Annotated in this window: 23 protein-coding genes, 1 tRNA gene and 1 pseudogene; 11 read left to right on the forward strand and 14 right to left on the reverse strand. The window is 55.4% G+C overall.

Annotation, left to right across the window (positions count from 1 at the left end; translation table 11 throughout):
- Nucleotide 1 precedes the first annotated feature (1 nt).
- Nucleotides 2–1603, forward strand: coding sequence for a microcin C ABC transporter ATP-binding protein YejF (yejF, locus tag COO59_RS08825; protein WP_103059432.1), 1602 nt, complete (start codon nucleotides 2–4; stop codon nucleotides 1601–1603).
- Between the two features lie 63 nt (nucleotides 1604–1666).
- Here yejF and COO59_RS08830 read toward each other — a convergent pair whose 3' ends face one another.
- The 3 genes from COO59_RS08830 to rsuA form a co-directional block, all read right to left on the reverse strand.
- On the reverse strand, nucleotides 1667–1987 hold the full coding sequence (locus COO59_RS08830; protein ID WP_103059533.1) for a YejG family protein: 321 nt from the start codon (nucleotides 1985–1987) through the stop codon (nucleotides 1667–1669).
- A 248-nt stretch (nucleotides 1988–2235) separates the two neighbouring features.
- Nucleotides 2236–3438: a Bcr/CflA family multidrug efflux MFS transporter gene (locus tag COO59_RS08835; protein ID WP_103059433.1), complete on the reverse strand. Its 1203-nt coding sequence runs from the start codon at nucleotides 3436–3438 to the stop codon at nucleotides 2236–2238.
- Nucleotides 3439–3480: 42 nt separating this feature from the next.
- Nucleotides 3481–4185, reverse strand: coding sequence for a 16S rRNA pseudouridine(516) synthase RsuA (rsuA, locus tag COO59_RS08840; RefSeq protein WP_103059434.1), 705 nt, complete (start codon nucleotides 4183–4185; stop codon nucleotides 3481–3483).
- A gap of 281 nt (nucleotides 4186–4466) precedes the next feature.
- Between rsuA and radD the strand changes: the two genes are divergently transcribed.
- Nucleotides 4467–6221, forward strand: coding sequence for a DNA repair helicase RadD (gene radD / locus COO59_RS08850; RefSeq protein ID WP_103059534.1), 1755 nt, complete (start codon nucleotides 4467–4469; stop codon nucleotides 6219–6221).
- Between the two features lie 142 nt (nucleotides 6222–6363).
- Nucleotides 6364–6648: a 50S ribosomal protein L25 gene (gene rplY / locus COO59_RS08855; protein ID WP_103059436.1), complete on the forward strand. Its 285-nt coding sequence runs from the start codon at nucleotides 6364–6366 to the stop codon at nucleotides 6646–6648.
- A gap of 81 nt (nucleotides 6649–6729) precedes the next feature.
- Here rplY and yejK read toward each other — a convergent pair whose 3' ends face one another.
- A complete protein-coding gene (gene yejK, locus COO59_RS08860) occupies nucleotides 6730–7734 on the reverse strand; it encodes a nucleoid-associated protein YejK (protein WP_103059437.1) in 1005 nt (334 codons plus the stop codon).
- 180 nt (nucleotides 7735–7914) lie between these two features.
- Between yejK and COO59_RS08865 the strand changes: the two genes are divergently transcribed.
- The 7 genes and pseudogenes from COO59_RS08865 (at nucleotide 7915) to COO59_RS08890 (ending at nucleotide 11575) form a co-directional block, all read left to right on the forward strand.
- Nucleotides 7915–8142, forward strand: coding sequence for a YejL family protein (locus COO59_RS08865; protein ID WP_103059535.1), 228 nt, complete (start codon nucleotides 7915–7917; stop codon nucleotides 8140–8142).
- A 21-nt stretch (nucleotides 8143–8163) separates the two neighbouring features.
- On the forward strand, nucleotides 8164–9915 hold the full coding sequence (yejM, locus tag COO59_RS08870) for an LPS biosynthesis-modulating metalloenzyme YejM (protein ID WP_103059438.1): 1752 nt from the start codon (nucleotides 8164–8166) through the stop codon (nucleotides 9913–9915).
- A gap of 72 nt (nucleotides 9916–9987) precedes the next feature.
- Nucleotides 9988–10064, forward strand: a tRNA-Pro gene (locus tag COO59_RS08875).
- A pseudogene (locus tag COO59_RS21230) lies at nucleotides 10020–10109 on the forward strand (hypothetical protein); the annotation flags it as partial. The gene COO59_RS08875 and the pseudogene COO59_RS21230, both read left to right, overlap by 45 nt.
- A 286-nt stretch (nucleotides 10110–10395) precedes the next feature.
- A complete protein-coding gene (locus COO59_RS08880; protein ID WP_103059439.1) occupies nucleotides 10396–11022 on the forward strand; it encodes a hypothetical protein in 627 nt (208 codons plus the stop codon).
- A 2-nt stretch (nucleotides 11023–11024) separates the two neighbouring features.
- Complete coding sequence (locus tag COO59_RS08885) at nucleotides 11025–11219, forward strand: hypothetical protein (RefSeq protein WP_103059440.1); 195 nt, start codon at nucleotides 11025–11027, stop codon at nucleotides 11217–11219.
- A gap of 65 nt (nucleotides 11220–11284) precedes the next feature.
- Nucleotides 11285–11575: a DUF6966 domain-containing protein gene (locus COO59_RS08890; protein WP_103059441.1), complete on the forward strand. Its 291-nt coding sequence runs from the start codon at nucleotides 11285–11287 to the stop codon at nucleotides 11573–11575.
- Nucleotides 11576–11635: 60 nt separating this feature from the next.
- On the opposite strand, the gene COO59_RS08895 is transcribed toward COO59_RS08890, so the two are convergent.
- Together COO59_RS08895 and COO59_RS08900 are read right to left on the reverse strand one after the other, a co-directional pair.
- On the reverse strand, nucleotides 11636–12313 hold the full coding sequence (locus COO59_RS08895; protein WP_103059536.1) for an RES family NAD+ phosphorylase: 678 nt from the start codon (nucleotides 12311–12313) through the stop codon (nucleotides 11636–11638).
- Entirely contained in the window at nucleotides 12306–13022 is a 717-nt protein-coding gene (locus COO59_RS08900) for an integrase (RefSeq protein ID WP_103059442.1), read from the reverse strand. The genes COO59_RS08895 and COO59_RS08900 overlap by 8 nt, the downstream gene beginning before the upstream one ends.
- 465 nt (nucleotides 13023–13487) lie before the next feature.
- Between COO59_RS08900 and COO59_RS08905 the strand changes: the two genes are divergently transcribed.
- Complete coding sequence (locus COO59_RS08905) at nucleotides 13488–13694, forward strand: hypothetical protein (protein ID WP_103059443.1); 207 nt, start codon at nucleotides 13488–13490, stop codon at nucleotides 13692–13694.
- Nucleotides 13695–13751: 57 nt separating this feature from the next.
- On the opposite strand, the gene COO59_RS08910 is transcribed toward COO59_RS08905, so the two are convergent.
- The 8 genes from COO59_RS08910 to COO59_RS08945 form a co-directional block, all read right to left on the reverse strand.
- Nucleotides 13752–15398 (reverse strand): multidrug ABC transporter permease/ATP-binding protein, encoded by a 1647-nt coding sequence (locus COO59_RS08910; protein WP_103059444.1) that lies wholly within the window; start codon nucleotides 15396–15398, stop codon nucleotides 13752–13754.
- A gap of 94 nt (nucleotides 15399–15492) precedes the next feature.
- Entirely contained in the window at nucleotides 15493–16134 is a 642-nt protein-coding gene (gene alkB / locus COO59_RS08915; RefSeq protein ID WP_103059445.1) for a DNA oxidative demethylase AlkB, read from the reverse strand.
- A gap of 36 nt (nucleotides 16135–16170) precedes the next feature.
- The gene (gene apbE / locus COO59_RS08920; RefSeq protein WP_409371629.1) at nucleotides 16171–17229 is read right to left on the reverse strand and encodes an FAD:protein FMN transferase ApbE; all 1059 of its coding nucleotides are present in this window, start codon (nucleotides 17227–17229) and stop codon (nucleotides 16171–16173) included.
- 378 nt (nucleotides 17230–17607) lie between these two features.
- Nucleotides 17608–18711 (reverse strand): porin OmpC, encoded by a 1104-nt coding sequence (ompC, locus tag COO59_RS08925; RefSeq protein ID WP_103059447.1) that lies wholly within the window; start codon nucleotides 18709–18711, stop codon nucleotides 17608–17610.
- 742 nt (nucleotides 18712–19453) lie between these two features.
- Nucleotides 19454–20314 (reverse strand): UilS family quorum-quenching N-acyl-homoserine lactonase, encoded by an 861-nt coding sequence (uilS, locus tag COO59_RS08930; RefSeq protein ID WP_103059537.1) that lies wholly within the window; start codon nucleotides 20312–20314, stop codon nucleotides 19454–19456.
- Between the two features lie 158 nt (nucleotides 20315–20472).
- Nucleotides 20473–21642 carry a beta-barrel domain-containing protein gene (locus COO59_RS08935; RefSeq protein ID WP_103059448.1) on the reverse strand — a complete coding sequence of 390 codons (1170 nt, stop codon included), beginning with the start codon at nucleotides 21640–21642 and terminating at the stop codon, nucleotides 20473–20475.
- A complete protein-coding gene (locus tag COO59_RS08940) occupies nucleotides 21639–23783 on the reverse strand; it encodes a type I secretion system permease/ATPase (RefSeq protein WP_409371628.1) in 2145 nt (714 codons plus the stop codon). Before COO59_RS08940 ends, COO59_RS08935 begins: the two co-directional genes overlap by 4 nt.
- 17 nt (nucleotides 23784–23800) lie before the next feature.
- Nucleotides 23801–25144, reverse strand: coding sequence for a TolC family outer membrane protein (locus COO59_RS08945; protein WP_103059449.1), 1344 nt, complete (start codon nucleotides 25142–25144; stop codon nucleotides 23801–23803).
- Nucleotides 25145–25237: the final 93 nt, after the last annotated feature.

Genomic DNA, 25237 nt, shown 5'->3' on the forward strand with positions numbered 1-25237 from the left:
TATGTCTTCTCCCCTGCTTAGCATCAATCATCTCAGCATCGCTTTTCGCCACGGTAATAGCGAGCAGCGCGTGGTGGACGACCTTTCTCTTACGGTCGAGGCGGGCGAAACGCTGGCGCTGGTAGGCGAGTCCGGCTCAGGCAAAAGCGTGACCGCGCTTTCGGTGATGCGTCTGCTGCCTTCGCCGCCGGTGGTCTGGCCGCAGGGTGAAATCCTGTTCGAAGGGCAGGATCTGCTGCGCGCCGATGAACGCACGCTTCAGCGGCTGCGCGGCAACAGAATGGCGATGATCTTTCAGGAGCCAATGGTGTCGCTTAATCCGCTGCATACGCTGGAAAAACAGCTGTATGAGGTGCTGTCGCTGCATCGGGGAATGCGGCGCGAGGCGGCGCGCGCCGAAATGCTCAGCTGTCTCGATCGGGTCGGCATTCGTAACGCGCGGGCGCGTCTGGCCGACTATCCGCATCAGCTTTCCGGCGGCGAACGCCAGCGCGTCATGATTGCTATGGCGCTGCTGACCCAGCCGGATCTGCTGATTGCCGATGAGCCGACTACCGCGCTGGATGTCACGGTGCAGGCGCAGATCCTGACGCTGCTGAAGGAGCTGAAGCGCGAACTGAATATGGGCCTGCTGTTTATTACCCATAATTTGAATATCGTTCGCCAGCTGGCCGACAGCGTCAGCGTGATGCAAAACGGTAAAGGCGTGGAGCATAACCGCTGCGATCGGTTGTTTGCTGCGCCGCAGCATCCCTATACGCGCAAACTGATCGATGCGGAGCCAACCGGTCGTCCCGCGCCGGTTGATCACAGCCAGCCCGCGCTGCTGCAGGTAAATCAGTTACAGGTCGCTTTTGCGGTAAAACGCGGGCTGCTGCGCCGCACGACGCATCAGCATCAGGCGCTGAAGAACCTGAGCTTTAGCCTGCGGCCCGGCGAAAGCCTGGGGCTGGTGGGCGAATCCGGCTCCGGTAAAAGCACTACCGGGCTGGCGCTGCTGCGGCTGATCGCTTCGCAGGGCGAGATTAACTTCGCGGGTCAGCCGCTGCAAAACCTGAGCCGACGGCAAATGCTGCCCTGGCGGCCACGGCTGCAGGTCGTATTTCAGGATCCTAACTCTTCGCTGAATCCACGGCTGAACGTGGTGCAGATTATTGAAGAAGGATTGCAGGTTCATCGTCCGGCGCTGACGGCGCAGCAGCGTGAAGAGCGGGTGATTCAGGTCATGCAGGAAGTCGGGCTCGATCCCGCAACCCGCCAGCGCTATCCGGCAGAGTTTTCCGGCGGCCAGCGGCAGCGTATTGCTATCGCCCGCGCGTTGATACTTCAGCCTGAACTGGTAATTCTGGATGAGCCCACTTCCTCGCTGGATCGTTCAGTACAGAAGCAGATTCTGGAGCTGTTGAAAAAACTGCAGCAGCAACATCGCCTGGCCTACATTTTTATCAGCCACGATTTGCAGGTAGTACGTTCGCTGTGTCATCAGGTGGTGGTGCTGCGTCAGGGCGAGGTGGTTGAGCAAGGAGATTGCGCAGCGGTGTTTGCCGCACCGCAGCAGGAATATACGCGGCAGCTGCTGACGCTGGCGCAAACGGCGGACTAACAGAGGCGCAGCAGGCGCGTTACGGCTGCCAGCCAGTATTAAAAGGCTTATGGCCGGCGCCTATCAAAGCGGCTGGGCGGTAAAGGTTTCGGCAATCGCCACGCCCTGATTTTTCAGGCGTACCGTGGCGGCGCTCTCGTCGCTGCGCTGCACAAACAGACAGGGTTCGCCCTGCCATTCGACAATGGAGCACTCTACCTGGATTTCCGCCAGCATGGCGCGCATCTTCTGCATGACTTCCCAGGCGGGGGCGCCATCATGGCTAAGCAGCCGCAGACCGATCAGATCGTCTTCGGCCGCCAGCGTATTCAGTTCTATCGCCCCGGCAGCCCAACGGTAGCTTTGTGGTAAGCGGTGTACAATCGACAATTGTAAAGTGTTCAAATGCAATCCCCAGGGCACCTGATGCTCACGGTTCGCTGCGTTTCCGGCAAACAACTTCGCCGGCTCGCATATAGCGCAGTGAGCGTTTTATTGTTACGGCATTTTGAGAGTTAGCTCTCATTTTGCTGCTATATGTACCGCGTTCAGGAAACAGGCACAACCATTTTTGCTTCATTCCTGTAACTTTTTCACGCGGATACTTTTACATATAATCAACAATGCCTGTTTTCGCCAGGGATTAAGGGGATTTAACCTGCCTGTACAGGCTTACGCGCGCGGCTGGCGTAGCCATAAAGCAGCAGCGAACAGGTGGCGCATAAGGCAATTGACCACACCATCGGCCAGGCGCTGGTAAAGTTCGCCATCGACAGCACCGCGCCCACCAGCGCGCCCACGCCAAAGCGCAGCGTGCCCGCCAGCGATGACGCAGTACCGGCAATATGGGGAAACTCATCCAGAATTACCGCCATCGCGTTCGAGGAAACCATCGCTACGCAGCCGATAAACAGCGCCACGCCAAATACCAGCGGCAGAAAGCCAAGATTAAATGCGCTCACCACCAGCAGCCAGATTCCCATCGCAAACTGGATCAGCAGACCAAAACGAAACATCGCCAGCGGGCCAAAGCGGCTCACCGAACGGCTATTGATCAGCGTCATGATAAACAGAAACACCACGTTTAACGCGAAATAATAACCGAAGTTCTGCGGCGAGACGTGATTGACTTCGATATAAACAAACGGCCCGGCGTTAAGAAAAGAAAACAGCCCGGCAAAGGAGAAGCCGCTGGCCATCATATAGCTGAAGGCGCGCTTATGACGAAACAGCGACAGGAAGTTACGCAGCGTGGTGCGTAAATGAAAACGCTGGCGCTGCTCTTTCGGCAGCGTTTCACGGATTTGCGTCGCGACCATCAGCGTGACCGCCAGCGCCGCCAACGACAGGCTCCAGAAAATAGCGTGCCAGCTCCATAGCACCAGCAGCCAGCCGCCGATAATCGGCGCCAGCAGTGGCGCGATGGTCGTCACCAGCATCACAAACGACATCATGCGTGAAAATTCCTCTTTCGAGAAAGAGTCGCGCATCAGCGCGTTAATCACCACGCTGGCCGCCGCCGCCGAAAGGCCATGCAGAAAACGCATATTGATTAGCTGTTCAACGCTTTGCGACAGGGCGCAGGCCGCCGCCGCCAGCGCGAAAATCAGCGTGCCAACGGTAATAACCGGCTTGCGGCCAAAACTGTCCGCCAGCGGGCCATATACCAGCTGCCCCAGCGCAAAGCCCAGAATATAAGCGTTAAGCGTCATCTGAACGCTGCCGGCGGTCACGCCAAATTCCCTGGCGATCTGCGGCATCGCCGGCAAATACATATCAATCGATAACGGCATTAACATCGCCAGCAGGCCGAGAATAACCACCAGCCCGATCGATGAGTTCTTTTTCTTAGACAACCTCAGTTCCTTTCTTTCAGCTTATGCTACAGGTAATTACGATTAACGCGGCGCGCCGACGCTGGCCACTTCTTCTTCCGTCAGTGGACGGTATTCGCCCGGCTCCAGCTCGTCGTCCAGCATAATCTCGCCAATGCGCTCGCGGTGCAGCGCAACCACATGGTTACCGATGGCGGCGAACATGCGTTTTACCTGATGATAGCGCCCTTCGCTGATGGTCAGACGCACTTCCGTTTCACTAAGCGCTTCCAGCGTGGCGGGTTTGGTCAGCGTTTTTTCGCCGTGCAGCTGCACACCTTCGGCGAACAGCTGGGCGGTATCTTCCCGCAGCGGATGCTCCAGCGTTACCCGGTACGTTTTTTCACAGTGATGGCGCGGCGAGGTAATACGATGCGACCACTGGCCGTCATCGGTGAGCAGCACCAGCCCGGTGGTATCAATATCGAGACGCCCTGCCGCATGCAGTTTCCAGGCGGTCGGCTCCTCAATAAAATAGAGAATGGTGGGATGATCGGGATCGTCGGTAGAGCAGACATAGCCCTGCGGCTTGTTCAGCATAAAGTAGCGCGGCCCGACCTGAAGCTGAAGCAGATTGCCGTCATATTCTACCTGGTGCTCCGGCAGCACCTTAAACGCGCCGTCGCGTACCATTTCACCGTCTACCGTTACGCGTTTGGCCCGCAGTTCCCGTGCGGCGATGGCCCGGCTAACTTCCAGTTGTTGAGAAAGAAATTTATCAAGTCGCATTGCGTTCGTGATGCCTGTTGTCTGACCTGGAGATACGCCTCTGGCGCATAAACACCCTAAATAATTCGAGCTGTAGGCAGGCGGCGACACCGTGAATCCCCGGAAGCTTATCGCAGTAAGTGACCGGGGTGAGCGGGGAAAACCAACGCACCTGCCGCCTGAAGTATGACGGGTAAAGAGCGCTAAGTATATCTGGAGTTACCAGCAGCGGACAGAGTGAAATGCCGTTTCACCCGCTTTCATGGCATAATGTCGACCGGTTTCCAAAATCTATTCTGCTCATGTCGTTTACTCTGCGTCCTTATCAACAGGAAGCGGTTGAAGCTACGCTTAACCACTTCCGTCGTTCCCAACAGCCTGCGGTTATCGTGCTGCCCACCGGCGCGGGTAAAAGCCTGGTGATCGCCGAACTGGCGCGGCTGGCGCGCGGGCGCGTGCTGGTGCTGGCTCACGTTAAAGAACTGGTGGCGCAGAATCACAGCAAATATCTCGCGCTGGGGCTGGAGGCGGATATTTTCGCCGCCGGGCTGGCGCGTAAAGAGAGTAAAAGCAAAGTGGTGTTTGGCAGCGTACAGTCGGTAGCGCGTAATCTGCCGCTGTTTGATAGCGCTTTTTCGCTGCTGATTGTCGATGAATGCCATCGCATCGGCGACGATGAAAACAGCCAATACCAGCAGATCCTGACGCATCTGCGTCAGCATAATCCTCAGCTGCGGCTGCTGGGCCTGACCGCCACGCCTTATCGCCTCGGCAAAGGCTGGATCTACCGCTTTCATTATCATGGCATGGTGCGCGGCGACGAGCGCGCCCTGTTTCATGACTGCATTTATGAACTGCCGCTGCGCTATATGATTAAGCATGGCTTTCTGGTGCCGCCGGAGCGGCTGGATATGCCGGTCGTACAATACGATTTCAGCCGTCTGAGCGCGCAGGAGAACGGCCTGTTTTCCGCAGCCGATCTCAACCGCGAGCTAAAACAGCAGCAGCGTATTACGCCGCATATTATTAGTCAGATCGTAGAATTTGCCGCCGATCGCAAAGGCGTGATGATTTTTGCCGCCACCGTTGAACATGCCAAAGAGGTGCTGTCGCTGCTGCCGGCAGGAAAGGCGCTGGTCAGCGCCGACACGCCGGGGCCGGAGCGCGACGCGTTAATTAACGCTTTCAAACAGCAGCAGATCAAATATTTGGTCAACGTCGCGGTTTTAACCACCGGCTTTGATGCGCCGCATGTCGATCTGATCGCGATTTTGCGTCCCACGGAATCGGTCAGCCTGTATCAGCAAATTGTGGGACGCGGGCTGCGTCTGTGCGCGGGAAAAAGCGACTGTCTGATCCTGGATTATGCCGGTAACCCGCACGACCTGTTTACGCCGGAAGTGGGCGCGCCCAAAGGCCAGAGCGATAACCAGCCGGTGCAGGTATTTTGCCCGGCCTGCGGCTTCGCCAATACCTTCTGGGGCAAAACCACCGCCGACGGCACGCTGATTGAGCACTTTGGCCGCCGCTGTCAGGGCGTGCTGGAAGATGATGAAGGCAACCGTGAACAGTGCGACTATCGTTTTCGCTTTAAAAGCTGTCCACACTGCAACGCGGAAAATGATATTGCCGCGCGCCGCTGCCATCAGTGCGATGCGGTGCTGGTCGATCCCGACGATATGCTGAAGGCCGCGCTGAAGCTCAAGGATGCGCTGGTGCTGCGCTGCGGCGGCATGACGCTTGAGGCTGGCCGTGACGATAAAGGCGAATGGCTGAAAGCCACCTATTACGATGAGGATGGCACCAGCGTCAGCGAACGCTTCCGGCTGCAAACGCCCGCGCAGCGCACCGCCTTTGAGCAGCTGTTTATGCGGCCGCATCAGCGGGCGCCTGGCGTACCGCTCGGCTGGCAAACCGCCCGCGATGTGGTCGCGCTGCAGCCGCTGCTGCGTCATCCCGATTTTGTCGTGGCGCGGGCGCGCGGGCAGTTCTGGCAGGTGCGGGAAAAGGTGTTCGATTATCAGGGGCGCTATCGCCGCGCCAATGAACTGCGCTAAGGGAAGCGCCGGCGCAGCACTTCCGTTTGCCCCGCAGGCTAAACATCGCTATAATGCCGCGCGCTTTTGTCTGACAAGAGCTGAACAATCCAACCTGCTGCTGGGTCGCCTGTAGCAGGATCATTTATTGAAGAGAGTTACCATGTTAACTATCAATGCAACTGAACGTAAAGAGCAGGGTAAGGGTGCGAGCCGCCGCCTGCGTGCTGCTAACAAATTCCCGGCTATCATCTATGGTGGCAAGGAAGCAGCAGTTTCCATCGAACTGGATCACGACTCTGTGCTGAACCTGCAGGCTAAGCCTGGCTTCTACACCGACGAAATGGTGCTGGTTGTCGATGGTAAAGAAACTAAAGTTAAAGTGCAGGCTGTACAGCGTCACCCGTTCAAGCCGAAACTGCATCACCTGGACTTCGTTCGCGTTTAATCGCGTTTCGGGCCCGAAAAAACGCCGCATCTGCGGCGTTTTTTTATGCCTGCGCGTCGGCCGAAACCCACGCGCTCGCACTTACTGCCCGCCGCTGCGCCGCTGCAGCTGATCGCGCAGATTTGGCGGCGTTCCCTTAATGGTCAGGGTATCGGTCGCCGGATCCCAGAAGATACGCTCGCCCAGCAGCATCGCATCAAAGTTGATGGTCAACCCGCCGCCGCTGCCGGCAAACTTCGTCAGCTGACGCAGCGTGCTGCGATCCGCCGGGAAGCTCTCTTCCAGTTCGTAGCCCTGCTGTTGGGTAAACTCCTGAAAGTTCTTTTCGCCCAGCGGCGGCAGCTCGCGCGCCAGCTCTTCAATCGCAATCTCCTCGCCCGCCTGCAGCTGCTCGTTACAATAGCTGTAAACCTGTTGACGGTAGTTTTGCCGCTCGGCTTTATCCAGGCTGGATTCGGCGCAGTAGTCGTCCACCGCCTGCAGCAATCCCCGGTTCTGCGCTTTGGTATCCAGCCCAACGCTGGCACCCAGGAAATCCATAAAGAAATCGGCGACCTTACGCCCGACGCGTCCGCGTAAGAAAGTCAGATAGCGCGTGGATTCCGGGTTAGTTTCCCACTCGGTCAAATCGATGCGCGCAACAATATCGGCATGATTAATATCCAGATAGTGAACGCTGCTAATATCGAGCTGCTCATTGACGCGCATACTGCTCTGGCTGTTCAGCACGGCGATTAATAAATACTCCACCGCCAGATAACGATAGTGGCAAAACAGGACGATGCCGCCTTCGGCAAAGGGATACTTCGCCAGCTCATCGCGCAGCCGCCCGGTTGCGGCACGGCTGAAGGCGAGAAAATCCTGCTGGCCGTCACGGCATTCGCGCAGGGTTTGCGCCAGTTCACTCTCAGCGTTAAACAGGCCAAACGCTTTGCTTTTCGCGCTATAGATCCGGTGCAGCTCGGCCACCAGTTCCGACACGGCCTGGGTGGCGGGCAGCAGGCTATCGCGCAGCACCAGTTCCAGCGTTTGCTCATCACGTTTAATCAACTGATGCAGGGCAATCTGGTCGATATCCAGACTCATGTTAGACTCTCCTTTAAGCTTCAGGCGCGTATTCAAACACCGCGCGCCCTTGCGATCAACTGGCGGCTTCATCAACAGGAAGCGTTGCCGAAGTTTAACGCGCTACGAACGATAAAAGTGCAGAAAAAAAGGCGTGCTTACGGTAAGATACCGCCTTTTCAATACGTATTAGTTAAGGTTATGCCACAATCATCCCGTTATAGTGACGAACGCGTAGAGCAGATCCTCGCGCAGCTGGTGCAGGTACTGGAAACAAACCAGGCGCCAACCGATCTTTCCCTGATGGTGCTGGGGAATATGGTCACCAATTTAATCAATACCAGCGTGGCGCCTGCACAGCGTCGTGCGCTGGCCCGTTCCTTCGCTGATGCGCTGCAAGCCTCAGTGCGCGAAGATAAAGCCCACTAATGTGATGATCTGACCGCAAATATGGTTACCAATCGGCAGCGCTACCGTGAAAAAGTCTCCCAGATGATTAGCTGGGGGCACTGGTTCGCGTTGTTTAATATCATTTTTGCTACCCTGCTGGGCAGCCGTTATCTGCTGGTTGCTGACTGGCCCGGCTCACTGGCGGGACGCGTTTACGCGTTTACCAGCTGGATCGGCCATTTCAGCTTTATTGTTTTTGCGGTTTATCTGCTCCTGATCTTTCCCCTCACATTTGTGGTGATGTCGCAGCGTTTGCTGCGCTTTTTATCCGCCATTGTCGCCACCGCCGGGCTTACGCTGCTGTTGGTTGACAGTACCGTGTTCAACCGTTTCCACCTCCATCTGAATCCGGTGGTATGGGAACTGGTGGTCAACCCCGACCAAAGCGAAATGGCGCGAGACTGGCAGCTGATGTTTATCAGCCTGCCGGCTATTTTTCTGGTGCAGATGCTGTTTGCCACCTGGAGCTGGCAGAAACTGCGCAGCCTTAACCGTCGCAGCTTCGGCAAGCCGCTGGCCGCGCTGTTTATCAGCGCTTTCTTCGCCAGCCATCTGCTTTATATCTGGGCGGACGCCAATTTTTATCGCCCGATCACCATGCAGCGCTCTAATCTGCCGCTCTCTTATCCGATGACCGCCCGCCGGTTTCTGGAGAAGCATGGCCTGCTGGATGCGCAGGAATATCAACGCCGTCTGGTACAGCAGGGCAACCCGGAAGCGGTCTCCGTTGCCTATCCGCTGAGCGATATTCGCTTTAGAGACAGCGGCTCCGGGCAAAATCTGCTGGTGATTACCATCGATGGCCTTAATCAGGCCTCCCTGCCTAAAGCGCTGCCCAATCTGGCGCGCTTCGGCGAAGAGAACGTGCGGTTTAGCCAGCATTTTACCGCCGGCAGCTCGCCGGATAGCGGTCTGTTTGGCCTGTTTTACGGGATTTCTCCCAGCTATATGGATGGGGTGCTGGCCTCGCGTATCCCTTCCGCCTTTATTAACGCGCTGAGTCAGCAAGGCTATCAGTTTGGCCTGTTCGCCTCTGACGGCTTCAGCTCGCCGCTTTATCGCCAGGCGTTACTGGCTGATTTCTCTCTGCCGCTGGCCAGCGTTCAGTCCAATAGCCAGACGACCGGACAATGGCAGCGCTGGCTTGGCTTGCTGCCGACAGGCCGCGCGCCGTGGTTCTCATGGATTTCTTATCAAGGGCTGAGCAATCTGCCGGATCATGGTAAAGAAAGAGCGCAGCGCTATAGCCGTAACGCCAAAGAAATTGATGGTGAAATAGCACAGGTGTTAACCACGCTGCAGCAAAAAGGCCTGTTGGATAACACCGTGGTGGTGGTAACCGCTCAGCAAGCGGTTACGCTGCACGGTCAGCCGAACGACGCTGCCCGCCCTGCTCTGCAGGTGCCGCTGCTGATCCACTGGCCAAATACCCCGGCGCAAACCATCAGCAAGCTGACCGATCATCAGGATATAATGGCGACATTAATGCAGCGCCTGTTACACGTCAGCACGCCGCCCGCTGAATATTCGCAGGGTGAAGATCTGTTTGCCGCCAGACGTCAGCATAACTGGATTACCAGCGTGGATAACGCCCGGCTAATCATCACCACGCCGCAAATTACGCTGGTGCTGGATGCTAACGGCAGCTATCAAACTTATAACCGCGAAGGTCAGCGGTTAAAAGATCATAAGCCGCAGCTGGCGTTACTGCTGCAGGTGCTGACGGAAGAGAAACGTTTCATCGCTAACTGATTATTAATAAAGCAGTTAGAAAGCCGGTAGCTTGCATTTAGCGAGATTCCAGGTAGTATAGCGTCCACATATCGGCACGTAGCGCAGCCTGGTAGCGCACTGTCATGGGGTGTCAGGGGTCGGAGGTTCAAATCCTCTCGTGCCGACCAAAATTCCCTTTAAAAACCAGCCGGTTACGGCTGGTTTTTTTGTTTCCTGAAAATGGCTCAGGGTAAAACCCTGTCGTTGACAGGTCATTTTTTGTCGAATAAAACTGGCTGCACCAGAGAATGCGGCGCAGCCCTTAATACCCGATTTTGCATTACATCCAACCAATGATCGGGTGGAGAGGTGTAATAAAATAACCACACGGGGAATAGGCCCGGAGCTTCGTTACATGCTCTAGTTAACACCCGATCACCCGTTACTAACTGGTGCATCCCTAAACTAAAGTGTAACTGAGGCCAGGATGGCTATCATTTGCCTACAGGGAATTATGATATGAGTAGTTATAGGGATATAGCGCAGCAGATAGCAAAAATAATTATCTCACCTGATTCAGTCTTCGGCTTTTGGAATGGCGTTCTGTCAGTACCAACAGATATTGGTTATCTGGCATATGGATTTATAGATACTGATTCACGCTCTATTCGGGAAACTGAACGAATCAGGATGATGACAGCAATACGTTACGGTCTTTTAAAAAATCACAATTTCACTAAAACTATAGAGATCGTTTTTGAGTCATTCAACAAATATGTCGCGGAAGAAAAACAGAATAGTATTTACAGTAAAACTGGTTTTTCAATCGCTGGTAGAGCCACGACTAATTCGCTGATTTCCGCACGATTAGCTCAAACCGTTGCGCAAAGTGGCGGTGCAAGAGTTAGGTTGCGGGGCGGTATTATCGGCAATTTGCTTCTGGCTGGCGGGATGGCTGAACGTAGTATTTACACATCCCAAAAGTTAAAAGCTTATGCTCCTGAAGTGTATAATGCTCTGCGCGCCCGCAATTATGACCTTCTTTATTTTTTTCTTGAGCCTGCCCTGCAGCCTTTTGTGGAGGCGCTACATGTCAAGTGGACAAACGGAGCTCCCGCATTCAACCAGATCATCAGCGATGATTGAGAATGAAATCCAAAAAAGAGGCACTAATCGGGCTCGTAATTAGTTACGCTTTCGCTTTCATCGGTGGTTTGCTCGTATTTTTATGCGGCTACTGGTTTTTCCATTTTGAAACATGGACAGAACGAGGCGTCTATATCGGCCTGACCCTGCTGGCTGTATACATCCTGCTTAAAGTGGTGCCAAAAAAATACCGTTAAGCCGAGGGCCACCTGCCCGCGTGGGATATTCCCGGTGTAAAAACGGTAAAATCTGGAGGATTAAAATGAAAACAAAAATCCAAAAATTACTTAGAGATATTAGCTTGCTGCTTGCCGAAAACGATGAAAAGAAATGGGCAGCAAATTTGAACCGGTTTAATGAGCAACTGGATTTAGACTATGAGGCAACGTTAAGCAATATAAAACGCCTGTCTGGCGGAGCTGGCTCTTTTAATGATTTAGTGCTGCATTACAATGGTCAAATGCTAAAGCGCGAAAATAACCAATTGAACATTCTTCAAAATCAACTCTACGAGGTGCTCAAACAAGAGACAATAAGCCGCAGAAGCTGTTGAAGTTCCCTTGTTCGGTCAACCAGGGCCTTTCCTGCACAGAACTTACGCCTGTATAGCACTTCAGTTCCCAGGGCCTTCACCGCCGCCGGGCTCAAGCAGAATAAGACCCAGCTGGTCAGCCTCATCTTCGATTAAATCCAGGATAACGTCTGAATCCAAAATGGACTCAGATTCAATTTCAACTTCCAGCTGTTCCGGGGCTATCCGGTCACCAAATAACATCAGCGCGGTATCTCCATGTTGTCGGGAAGACCACTGTAGCCCGTGCGCATCGGGATGAGCATTATAAATTGCTACCGAATACTCCCGCGTAAAGACATACTGATCCGCTGAACAGTCCAGCAGTTCAGACCGTTTCACCCCCATTTTACGTAACGTCCTGGGATTTAAATCGATCAGTTTCAGATGCAAAACAGGCTTAATTACAGAGTGAACCTTCCCTTCCAGCCTGGCGGTATCGAAAGGCTGACCAGCAGTATCAACCGGTAAATCATGAAAAATGGTTTCCATAATCGCTACGCCGGTACTAATGCCGCCATACAGCGTCGGCACGCCGTTGCTCATTGGGCTGAAGCGCGCATTTCCTGAGCCGGGATTAAATTGCGTAGCGGTAAATTCCGATGAATGAATCCTGTAAATGCGTTTTCCCGCCGCCCAGCGGATAAAGTTAACCGCAAGATCAGCCTTTGGAGCAGGTACTTTGCGTTCAACTTGCTCGGCGTTAGCAGAATCAGCCATGAACGCCCCCATCCACCTCCGCCTGTGCCGCCTGTAATACCTGTTTAGGCATAGTTTTCAGCACATCTTTTGGCTTTTTACCGTTAAGCCAACTGTTTGCCGTACCAAACCAGATAGCCAGGCCCCATGGCGTTTTTTTCTCACCAAATAGGGAGATAACCTGTTTAACGACAGGTATCGGGCGATAGCCTTCATCCAGCGCATACCCCGGATACTGGTCTTTTCCGTTAAGCTGTAATGCAAATATCCGCCCCGCAGATTTCCAGCGATTAGGCCCGGCGCTGGGATTGGTATTGTTAAACTGCGCTTTCTCTGATAGCTCTTTTGCCGACAGCCACTCAGAATCAGCAAGAATACGGGCGTTAAGCTGTTCACGGCGTAGCGCATTCCGATCGGCCCGCTCCTGCCTGGCGGCTGTTCTCGCCGCTTCGCCGGTAGATTTCACAGACTTCGGCACATCGGCCGCTTTTCTTGTTCTTACGCCAGGCGTGGTAACCCCCATCGACGCAATAACCGCATTCACAGCAGCATTCATCGCGACTTTGATGGTTTCTTCAAAGCCTGAATGACGGTGGCTGATTGCCCCTAAATCAATAACTAAATACTCCGAATCGGCTCGCGTGTTCAGAGTATGCAACTCATCGCCGTTGACGGTTTTAATATTAAAGAAGGCCTCATCACGGCGCGCGGCGTTGGCTTTCACTGTCATCACGCTCTCCTGCTGGATATATTGGTTATATTCATTATATGTTCAACAGTGGTTTTGTCACCTTATTTGGACAAATTTTAGGCTTTGGCCGAGGTATGGATGCGATGAACAGGAATGGTACTTCTGTGAGCAAACCGGAATGGGCGTGAAATACAGCGTTACTGGATGACAAAATGAGCCGATCAGCATAGCAACTCCAGTCATCGCTTACCGACTAAAACGCCATTGTAAACCAGAACCATTACTTGAATATTAAATAAAAACAAGCGTTAACCCACTGGCTATTACATTCCTCCCCCCTATTTAGGGCATGATAAAAATCAATCAATATCACTTTCTCTTATAGATTATGTGGTTCATCCAGGTGACGGATGTCTGATAAACCGACTGCGTCACATTAATGCCATATTATTGTCACAAATATTCCCTAGGCTGTTGCCACCTCAACGAAACGGGAATCAGGCTATGTCGGCCGTTAAAGCAAAAAATGTGCAGGATACCGAAGCCCTGCTGCATTCAGGCATTAACAAAGTGGAGCTGGACTGGGAAATAGACAGCGATGATTTCTTCCATCTCGCCAGCCACTGGTGCGCTCGCGGGGCGAAAATTACCCGCTCCCGACAACATTTCGTCCTGTCGGTGAAGGGTTTTGCTATCCCGCCAAATGACTAACAGCTGCAGCCGGGGCGCGGCTGATTGCCGCTGACCTCCCGGCCGCAGTTAAAACCTTTAGCGACCGGTATCGGTGCGCTGAACCGCATCCAGCGTCGCCCTCTCTCTCTCGCTGCCGGTCAGCTCATACAGCTCCCCTTCGCGCATCTCCAGCAAACGATCGGCATGGATAAAATAGTGATCGTCATGGCTGATAGCGAAAATGGTCTTTCCGCTTTGCTGCAGCCAGGGCAGTAGCTCACGGTAGAAAACCCGGCGGAAATGCGGATCCTGATCGGCCGCCCACTCATCCAGCAGCAAAATATCACGCTGCTCCGCCGCGGCCAGCAGCAGCGCCAGACGCTTGCTCTGCCCTTTCGACAGCTGCAGGTTCAGCACCTTATTGCCTTCCAGCTTTAGTTTGTCCTGCATTTTCAGCCGCTCCAGCCACTGCTGCACCAGCGCCGGGCTGGTCGGCTGCGTACCTGGCCCAATGAGACGATCAAACAGATGCACGTCGGTGAATACCGCAGAAAAAAGCTGGCGGTAACGCTCAATATCGGTAATCGCTTCGCCATCAAGCAGAATGGTGCCGGAAACCGGCTGATACAGGCCGGTCAGCAGCATCGCCAGCGTCGATTTCCCGCTGCCGTTGCCGCCAATCAGAAACACCAGCTCGCCGCGCTTCAGCGTAAGATTAATCGGGCCAACGTTAAATCCACTTTCGCCATAGTGGAAAACCAGATCGCGCAGTTCCAGCGTTTGCCAGTCGGCGATGGCGGAAGATGCTGAAAAATGCTCGCGCCACTCCGCCAGCTGGAAGCTGCGCAGCTTATTAAAGGCCACCTGCGCGCTTAACAGCGTCGGCAGCGCGCCAACCGCCTGCAGCAGCGGCGTGCGTAAAAACAGCAGCATCAGAGAATAGGTCGCGGCGACGGCGGTATTTGCCCATCCCAGGCCGTTGGCCATAAAAAACACCATGCCAATCGCGCCCAGCATCATAATATTCGACCAGTTAACCGCGCTGAGATGGAAGGTATCGGCGCGCACGATATGATGCCGATAAGCGTTGGCATCTTCCTGATAAACGGTGTCATAGATCTGCTGTGCACGGGAGCGATTCAGCGCCAGCTCTTTACGCCCGTCAATCACCGTCTGATAATCGGCGTACAGACGATCTTCCGTCTCGCGCAGCTTCGCCATATGGCTGTAAACGCGCGAGACCAGCAGCCAGCCGCCGATAATGGTAACCGCGACCCAGATAGCCGTCACCGCCAGCATCCCCGGCGACAGCCAGGCAAGGTAGGCTGCCGAACCTATCGTCAGGATAATGCCCTGGATCAGCTCCGGCAGGCGCACAAAGGCGATAGTAATATTGCGCACATCGCTGGTAAGACCGGCCAGCAGCTGTGCGCTGCCGATCTGCTCAATACGTTGAATATGCGTATCCAGGATACGCTTAATAAACTGGCCGCGCAGCTTCCAGACAAAGTGATGACCCAGCAACGTCAGCGCCAGCTGTGATGCCAGCGTGACCGCCATCAGCAACAGCAGCAGGCCAAGAAAAGTCGGCAGTACCGCGACTGAGGCATTAATGCTGACAATCAGCTCGTGGTTAATGTAGGCAATAATGCCGATGCCCAGCGCTGCGCTAAGCAGGTTAAGCACAATCACCGCGATAAACGGCCAACGGTACTGTTTATAAACGACAGACAGCAACTCCATAACGGCATCCTGATAAGAGCTAAAGCAGCCTGCAGTTTAATGAGAAGCTAATCGATAGCAATAATAATTCTCAATCAGAATGAGATAGATCGATTCAACGCGCACGGCGGAAGGTCAGGTTATAGCGGAACGCGCCCGCCAGAGGATGAATGCCCGCCTTTACCGGCAGGATGCCGTGAAAACGCAGCCGTGACGGGCCGCCCCACACCACCACGTCGCCATGCTCCAGCAACACGCGCTGGACGGCATCGCCACGCTCAAAACCGCCAAACTGAAATACCGCCGGTAGGCCAAGGGAAACCGAGACGATAGGCTGGCGCAGATCCTTCTCATCTTTGTCCTGATGCAGCGACAGTTTTGCGCCCGGCTCATAGCGGTTAATCAGACAGGCGTCGGGCTGAAAATCGCTAAAGCCCGCTTCCTGCGCGCACGTCTGCGCCAGCAGACGAAACGCCGGCGGCATCGGCGGCCAGCGGCGTCCGGTTGCGCTATCCTCTCCGCTATACTGATAGCCGCGCGCATCGCTCGACCAGCCAAGATCGCCGCAGTTGGTCATCGCAACCGACATGCGGTGGCCGCCCGGCGTAATGCGGTGATGGAAGGGATTGCGCTGCGCCACCTCTTCAACCTGCGCCAGCAGGCTGGCCGCCTGCTCACGGGCGCGCCGCCGCAGAATAACCGCGCCCTCCGCCAGCGGCTCCGCCCAGGGGGCTTCCTCACTAAACAGATCTAACATTGCCGCTCCGTTTTTCGCCGTAAACCTTACCGCATGCTAACGGCGCGCAGAGGCGTCCTGCAACAAAAATGCGCGAAACTGCGGCGACATCCAGCTGCTGAAACCCTCTTTATCTTTAGTAATCAGATAGACCGCCAGCTTTTCACGCAGCGCCAGCGCTTTGGCTTTTTCGGTACCCAGTACCATCAGGCCGGTATCCCAGCCGTCCGCTTCCAGAGCGGTGGTGGCGATAACGGTAGCGGAGACCAGATGATGTTCGATAGGTTGGCCCGTTTGCGGATCGATAACGTGTGAAACTCGCCTGCCGTCCAGCTCATAATAGTTGCGGTAGCTGCCTGAGGTGCTGATGCCGTGTCCCTGTAAATCAACCAGCGCCTGCACGGCATTTTCACGGTCGGTCGGCTTCTGGATCGCCACCCGCCAGGCTTTGCCTGCGGCGTTATGTCCCCGCGTGAGCACCGCGCCGCCAACCGAGACCAGATAGTGATGAATGCCCTCTTTTTCCATCAGGCGAGCCAGGTTATCGGTAGCAAAGCCCTCGCCCACCGTAGAGAGATCGACATACAGCCCCGGCAAATCTTTTTGCAGATAAGCGCCGTCGGCTCGCTCAATAACCTGCAAATGCCGCAGGCCGGTCAGCGCTTTCGCCGCGTTAATCTCCGCCTGCGACGGCGTATGCGACGGCTGTATATCGGGGCCGAATCCCCACAGATTCACCAGCGGCCCCACGGTAATATCCATTGCGCCCTGGGTTAACCTGCCGATACGCAGCGACAGAGTGATAATGTTGGCTATCGCAGGGGTAACCGGCTGCGGGCGGCTGTCACGCGATTGATTAAAGCGCGACAGCACGGAATCCTTTTTCCACGTTGACAGCTCGTGGTCATCCTCGTCCAGCTGCTGCTGAATTTTCGTACGCAGCTCCTCCTGCCGATCTGCCGACACGCCCGCCAGGCTAACGCGCCATTGCGTCCCCATGGTTTTGCCTGCCAGCACCAGTCCGTTATCCGCCGCCGCCTGCTGCCGATCGCAGCCAGCCGCCAGCATTCCCAGCAGTATCACCGCTGCCAGCCCTAATTTTTGCATTGCGTTCATCTTCATTTTTCGTTTTGTTAACCGGCACCGTGCACCGTGGCGGCATATTTTGCCCCATTTCTGCCCAGGCCATGTTAACAAACGTGCCTTAACCCCGGCTTAACGGGCAAAGCAAAGCTGGCACGAGACGTGCTTTATTGCAGTGAGCTAACTTTATTAAGGAGGGAGATCATGCATTATGCAGGCACGCGCCAACGCTGGTTGTATCGGCTACTGGCCTGTTGTGGCTTTACTCTCGGCGGCATGGGGTTTGAAGGTATGTGGGGCGATGCGCTGAAGGCGGATTCCAGGGCACTATCTCATCATAGCCTCACGAAATCATAGAGAGTGGCATAAAAAAGGCGACGCTAAGCGTCGCCTTGCAGAAACCGCAGGTGATTAGAACTGGTAAACCAGGCCCAGAGCCACCACGTCGTCGGTGTTGATACCGGCGGCGTCGGTAAACGCGTTGTCATCCAGCAGGTTGATCTGATAATCAACATAGGTAGACATGTTTTTGTTGAAGTAGTAAGTCGCGCCTACGTCGATATATTTTTTCAGGTTCTGCTTGCCGTAACCTTCGATATCTGTACCGCGCGAGGTCACGTAAGCCAGTGACGGACGCAGGCCGAAGTCGAACTGATACTGCGCAACCAGTTCCCAGTTATCCGCTTTATCGGCAAAGCCGTAAGCAGCCTGATCTGCGTCACCGAAACGGGTGGCGTTATAAGAACGGGTATACATCGCCGCCAGGTAGATGTTGTTTGCGTCATATTTCAGACCGCCGGTGTAAGCTTCCGCTTTATCGCCGTGGCCCAGAAGCGCGCCGCTGTTCTGGTAGTTAGTACGGTCAGACTGGAACATTGCCGCACCCAGGCCCAGGCCGTTGCCCAGATCGTAAGTGGTGCTCAGGCCCCAGCCGTCGCCGTTCTGCGCCGTTGCATTACGGTTGCCAGCTTCTTCCGGGTTGCTGTCGTTTTTGCCCTGGTACTGTACGGCAAAGTTCCAGCCGTCAACCAGGCCGAAGAAGTTGTTGTTGCGGTAGGTTGCTACGCCGTTAGCGCGCTGGAACATAAAGTTGTCCGCGCCGTAGGTGTCGCCGCCGAACTCCGGCAGAACGTCGGTCCATGCGCCGATATCGTAAGCCACGCCGTAGTTACGACCGTAGTCGAAAGAGCCCGCATCGCCAAACTTCAAGCCGGCAAAGCCAATACGGGTAAAAGTATCTTTGCTGCCTTCGGCTTCGGAATGGTTCAGAGCAACCTGATATTCCCACTGGCCGTAGCCGGTCAGCTGTTCAGAGACCTGAGTTTCGCCTTTGAAGCCGAAACGCATATAAGTTTGGTCGCCGTCGCTGCCGTCGTTGTCAGAAAAATAGTGCAGACCGTCCACTTTGCCGAACAGGTCGAGTTTGTTGCCGTCTTTATTATAGATCTCTGCTGCGCCTGCGGAGCCTGCTACTAACAGCGCCGGGACCAACAGGGAGAGAATATGACGTTTCATTTTTATTACCCTCTGGTTATGTGCCTTATAATTGCCACTGCATGTCGAACGTTTATTTTTCATCCGACAGTTCATTGTTCAGTTGCCAGAAGTAATAATCCATAAAGAAAATGCTACTAAATTTCCGAAAGTGTTTCGTTATATTTTATTGTTAGTTAAAAATGTAAATAGTGCGGAACTTTTAAACAGCACGGAGCGTTAAAAAATAGCGCACTAATTGGTAAGAAACATCTGTGATATGCGTTATCAGGCGGTTAAATAATATGCCAGAGCCAGCACTGAATGATAAAAAATTTCTTAAGTGAGGTTATAAAATAGATCCCGCTATCATCATTTTATTTCATTATTATCTTCATTCACCCCGAATGAGCTGCTTTACCTTTATTTTCTGCCGGACATTGATTGTCCGGTTTTTTTTTGCATTTATATCAGAACGCTCATTAACCAGACGGCAAATGCTGCGGCCTCTACCGCTGGCAACTTTATTTCTCCCGTTCCGGTGGCGTTTATCATTCTGCAGCTAAGCCGTGGCATTTAACATTACCAAATGCCCCTGCCCCCAGGCGCAGCCTGGTGGTTCTGATACCGGCCGTTGCTGACTGCGGCTATCGCCAGTACCCGGCAGCTGAGCGTTACTTGTCTGCCGTGCCGGGAGGCGTAACGAAAACCAGAGCCGCCCGCTAATTCCAGTAAGCGGGCGCTAATATTTATTGCCGAATTTAAGCGTCCGGCAATAATTCAGTTACAGATATTTCTCAAACCATTCTGTTTGTACCCGAATAACCTGCCCGAAATGCGCGCCGGTATAGATATCGTAATGTCGGGCATCGGCCTGCTCATACAGTTTCTTCTCCGGCGCGCCAATCGCAGCAAATAAGGCGCGGCCCTGTTCAGGCGGATTAACCGTATCTTTACCGGCAATTACCACCAGCGTCGGGCATTTTACCTGGGCGGCATAGCTAGCGGGTTTATATTGCAATGTCTCGCGCACCGTCAGGAACGGGATCTTAATATCCATCTTCGGATAAAGCGTGCGATTCTCTGCAAAAAAGGCTTTCGATTCCGCATCGCTTAATACGCGGTTGACACTAACCATCATCTCTTTACCGCTATTTTTTTGCTTTTCAGCCATCTTATCCAGCGTGGCGATAAAGGCTTGTTTCTCTTCCTCGTTCATTTGGCCGCTAACGATCGCTTCCCCATCAGCAAAGGCCAGCTGGCTGACGATACATTTAATTTCCGGCGCTTCTGCCGCCGCACCAAATACATGGCATCCGCCAAATGAGGTTCCCCAGAGACCGATGCGTTGCGCATCAAGCTCTGGCTGTTGCCGGGCCCAGCGCACCACCGCAAGAATATCGGCAATCTGCATCGCAGGAACCAGGCGGCCTCGCTCACCGTCGCTGTCGCCAAATCCACGGTAATCAAAGGTAATTGCAGCGAACCCGGCGCGGGCAAAGGCATCGGCAAACGCCGGCAGCAGAATTTCGCGAATGCCGCAGAAACCATGACACAATATGATAACCGGCTTTCTACCTGCGCCGCTGGGCTGGTGCAGCGTAATAACAATACCGTCAGAAATTTTTTGCGTTATAACATCCATTAATTTATTCCCTTTATTTAAGCTGATACGCATTATTTATCTGGATTTGCGCCCGCATTATAAACCTAAGCGAAATTAATCACTCAGAGACTGGTCTGGGTTCTTCCCTGGGATCGCATCATTTAAACGTTATCTGCAGCCCTGGCGCGTTGATGCGCCTAGCGCTCACGCATCGCTTCATTCACTTTATTTAGCGGCTTAATCAAATAATCCATTACCGATTTCTGCCCGGTTTTGATTTCCACATTAGCTACCATGCCCGGCACAATCGGGAATTTACGTCCGGCGCGGTTAACCAGCTCCGCTTTTTGCGTACGCACGTAAACGCGGTAGTAATACTGGTCGCGCTTAACCTCATCCTGAATGGTATCGGGAGAAACCGTTGCCACTTCGCCTGCCAGATCGCCATAAATAGAAGCGTCATAGGCGGTGATTTTCACGACGGCGGGCAGGCCCGGACGAATATAGGCAATATCGCGCGGGTTGATACGGGTTTCAATCAGCAACCGATCTTCCAGCGGCACGATCTCCATCAGCTTACCGCCCGGCTGCAGCACGCCGCCAACGGTGGTCACCTGAATATCTTTAACGATGCCGCGCACTGGCGAAAACAGCGTGGCGCGCGTCAGCTGATCTTCTTTACCGGTCAGTCCCTGAAGCTGGGCATCCAGTTCGGCGTTATTTTTAACCTGCTCTTCACGCGCGCGCACCGCATATTCATTGCGCGCCTCGTCGATTTTGCCGCGCAGCTCGCTCACCTGACGGCGCAGGCGGATCACTTCCACCTCACCCGCCGCGCCCTTCGCCACCAGCGGTGCAGTCATGCGTAGCTCTGCCTGTACCAGCTTCAGCGACTGCTGCAGGTTGTTGACAGTTTCCAGTAAATTGCGGCGTCGTGACGCGTAGAGCTGCGTTTCACGTGCCGCCAGCTCCGGCTCACCCAGCGTTTGCTCGCTAAACTGCAGCGGCTCGCCGGTCAGTTCGGCACGCAGCCGCTCCGCCGAGGCGCGCAGGGTGCGCACTTTCGCCTGCGCCTCGCCGAAGCTGGACTGAAAACGCGTCGGATCGAGACGCGCCAGCATCTGCCCTTTGCTGACAATATCCCCTTCATGCACGTTCAGCTGATTAACGATGCCGCCGTCAAGGCTTTCAATCACCTGCGCCCGGCTGGAGGGCGTGACCCTGCCTGTGCCGACCGTCACTTCGTCGAGCATCGCGAAATGCGCCCAGAGCAAAAAGATCGCCAGCGCCGCGCTGCACAGCCAGATAATCATCGAGGTGCGACGTTCATGCGTTTTCAGCTGGCGTTCAACCGTAACCTGCGTCATGCGGCATCTCCTTTGGCTGGCTTAGCGGCGCTGCGCAGGATTTCATCGCGCGGGCCGTCCGCGACAATACGGCCGTTATCCATTACCACAATCCTGTCCACCAGCTTTAACAGCGCCGGACGATGGGTAACCAAAACCAGCGTGCGGCCGCTCAGCCAGCTTTTCATCTGCCGAATCACCCGCTCTTCCAGCTGCTCATCCATTGAGGCGGTCGGCTCATCCAGCAGCACCACCTGCGGCTGACGCAGGATCATGCGGCTGATTAGCACCATCTGGCGCTGGCCGCCGGAAAGACCGCGGCCGCCCTCGTTAATAATGCGATCCAGGCTGGCGGCATCCTGCTGCACCAGGCTCAGCGCGCCGCTAACGCGCAGCGCCTGCAGCATCTCCTGCTCGCTGGCGTGCGGATTGCCCAGCATCAGATTTTGCCGCAACGTGCCGAAAAACAGCCGGGAATCCTGCGACAGCCAGCCCAGCTGACGGCGCAAATCGACGGGATCGATACGACTGATATTCACGCCATCGACGATAACCTTGCCCTGAGTGGCTTGCGCCTGCCCCGCCAGCAATCTCAGCAGCGTCGATTTCCCGGCGCCGACTTTGCCCAGCAGCGCAACGCGCTCGCCCGGTTTGATCTGCAGCTGCCCAATATTCAGGACATTTTTGACATTCTCTGCATCGTAGGCGTACTGCACGTTACGCAGATCGTAATGGCCGGTCAGCGTCGGACAGTGCGCCATCTCGCCCGCTTCCGGCTGATCGAGCGGCTTTTTCAGCAGTTCATCCAGCCCTTTCATCGCGCTTTTGGCGTGCTGCCAGCGCGAGAAAATCATTGTCAGCTGCATCAGCGGCGCAATGGTGCGCGAGGAAAGCAGGCTGCTGGCCACCAGCGTACCGGTGGTAATAGCGCCCGCCAGCACCAGATAGGTGCCGAACACCAGCATGCCCGCGTAGGTCAGCTGCTGTACCGACGACGCCCAGCCGGTAAGCCTCGCGCCCCACAGGCGCTGTTTCATGCCGATAGCAGCGCTAACCTCATGCGTCTGCTCCCACTGACGCTGAAAATAGGGTTCCGCCTGCAGCGCTTTAATATCCTCAACGCCTTCAATGGTTTCCACCAGCACCGCATTGCGCAGCGCGCCTTCGCGCATTCCCTCTTTTGCCAGCCGCGCCATTGGGATCTGCACCAGCAGGCCAGGGATAACAATCAGCGGGATCGCCAGCAGCGGAATAACCACCAGCGGGCCGCCGATAAAACCCATGATAAACAGAAAAAGAATAATAAAAGGCAGATCCGCCGCCGCGCCAACGGTGGTGGAGGTCAGCAGTTCGCGCACCTGATCGATCTCCCGCAGCTGCGAGATAAAAGAGCCGGTGGATTTCGGGCGCGCCTCGTTACGAATATTCATCGCACGCGCGAACAGCATGGCAGAGATTTTCAGGTCGATACGTTTGCCCATCAGATCGGAAACCTGGGTGCGCATCAGGCGGAGCAGATATTCAATCGCGGCGGCTATCAGCACGCCGACAAACAGCACCCACAGCGTCGGCTCCGACTGGGCCGGGATCACGCGGTCATAAACCTGCATCGAGAACAGGATCCCCGCCAGCGCCAGCACGTTGCTGACCACCGAGGCGAGAGAGATCTCGGCGATGCGCCGTCTCATGCCGCGAAAGTTTTGCCAGAACCAGTGCTGTTCGTACGGCTGCACAAACTCGTCAATGCGCGCATCACGCCCGCGCGCCGCCACGCCGGGCACCGCCACCTGCGGCTGGCTTTGCGCCAGCAGCTCCGTCAGCGCGCTTTCGCGTACCACGTCGCCGCCTTCGCTCAGCCAGTAACGCGCGCGCCCTGAGGCGTCGATCGCCTCCACCACCGCCACGCTGCCGTTTTCCAGCAGCAGGATCACCGGCGTTACCTCATGCCGCCAGCGCAGCTTATCGCGCGGCGTCATGGTTAAATGCAGCCCCAGCAGGCCCGCCAGCCGCTCCAGCTGTTTATCGCCCGGCAGATGCTCAAACCAGCGCATCTGCTGGCACAGCGTTTTGCCATCGGCGGGCTTGCCGAAGCGGGCGGCAACCCGCAGCATCGCCGCAATCCAGTTATCGGTCGAAGTGGCCATATTCGCTGCCTTATTCATGTATGGTTACCTGCGTCTTAATTCAGTGAAGGCAGCCGCTCGCCGCTGTTCTTTTCACGGTCGATGCCCATCATATCCAGCAGATTATCCACCGCTGCGGCATAGCGCACCGTGGCATTCCAGCCGTCGTACAGCGCGATGATACGCGTGCTGTCAGCCTGAAACACATCCTGCTCGACGCTGAGCAGATCGTTCAGGCTGCGCTTGCTCAGCCGGTATTCATCCGCGTAGACCGAACGGGTATGTTCCGCGCTGTCCAGCTGCGCTTCCCCCGCCTGCTGGCGCTGCTGCGCGCCGATCATATCGGCCCAGGCGGTGGCGGCGTGCTGATTAATATCGAGCCTGGCGCGCTGGATTTCCGCCTGCGCCGCCTGACGCTCCGCCTCGGCCGAGCGGGTTTTGGCATTGACCAGGCCACCCTGATAAAGGGGCGCATCTACCCGCAGCTGCAGCTCGTCATCCCACCAGGATTGGCGGTCATTTTCATAACGGGTGCGCCCCGCCTCTACCTTAACCGTTGGCCAGTGGTTGGCAGCCGCCTGGTTAACCCGCTCGCGGGCCGCCACCTGCTTTGCCTGCGCACCGCGCACCGCGGCGCTCTTTTCGTAGGCGATGCGGTCCAGCGTTATCTGCTGCTGTAGCAGCGATTCCGGCAGCTCTGGCAGGTTATCGGGGATAACGCCGGTGAGTACGGTAAGCTGCGCCTGCATTGAGCGCTGCTGGGCACGATACTGCTCCAGCGTGGCGCGCATCCCGGCCAGACGCGTGCCCGCCTGCAGCACGTCGGACTGCGAATTCAGCCCGGCATCGGCGCGCAGTCTGGCGATGTCGCGCACGTGTTCCAGCGAGGCGATATTTTTACGCGCCGATACCACCAGCGCCTGATAGCGCTTCACCTCCAGACAGGCCTGCAGCGTATCGGCGGCAACGGTGGTCATGGTATCGAACAGGGTAAAACGGTAGGCGTCGGAAAGCGCGCGTTGCTCATCGATAGCTCCGGCGGTACGTCCAAAGTCATACAGCAGCTGGCTAAGCATCACGCCGCCGGAGGCGGAATTGCTCAGGCTGCCGGAGGAGTCGGTCTGATGCGATCGTCCGCCGCTGGCCTGCAGGGAAATTTGCGGATACCAGGCGCTTTTGGCCGCGTCCAGTTCGGCCTCGCCGACGTTGATTTGCGCGGCGGCCTGGGCAATTTGTGGGTTACGGGCAAAAGCGCGCAGGATCGCCTCGCGCAGCGTGAGCGTGGCGATTTGCTCTTCAGTGGGAGCGGCACGCCAGTTAAATTCAGCTTTCGGCTCTGAGGCGGCCCAGGCGGGGCTACACAGCGCGCTCAGGCAAAAGAAAACAAGGAGTTTACGCATGCGGCTCTGTTGACCTTAAAACATGAAAATCGGCGGCATCGCGCCGCCGAATAGATGAACAAACCCACTTTATCAGTTGGGTAAAAAATTTAA

The organism is Mixta theicola (assembly GCF_002895925.1).
Taxonomy (GTDB): Bacteria; Pseudomonadota; Gammaproteobacteria; order Enterobacterales; family Enterobacteriaceae; genus Mixta; species Mixta theicola.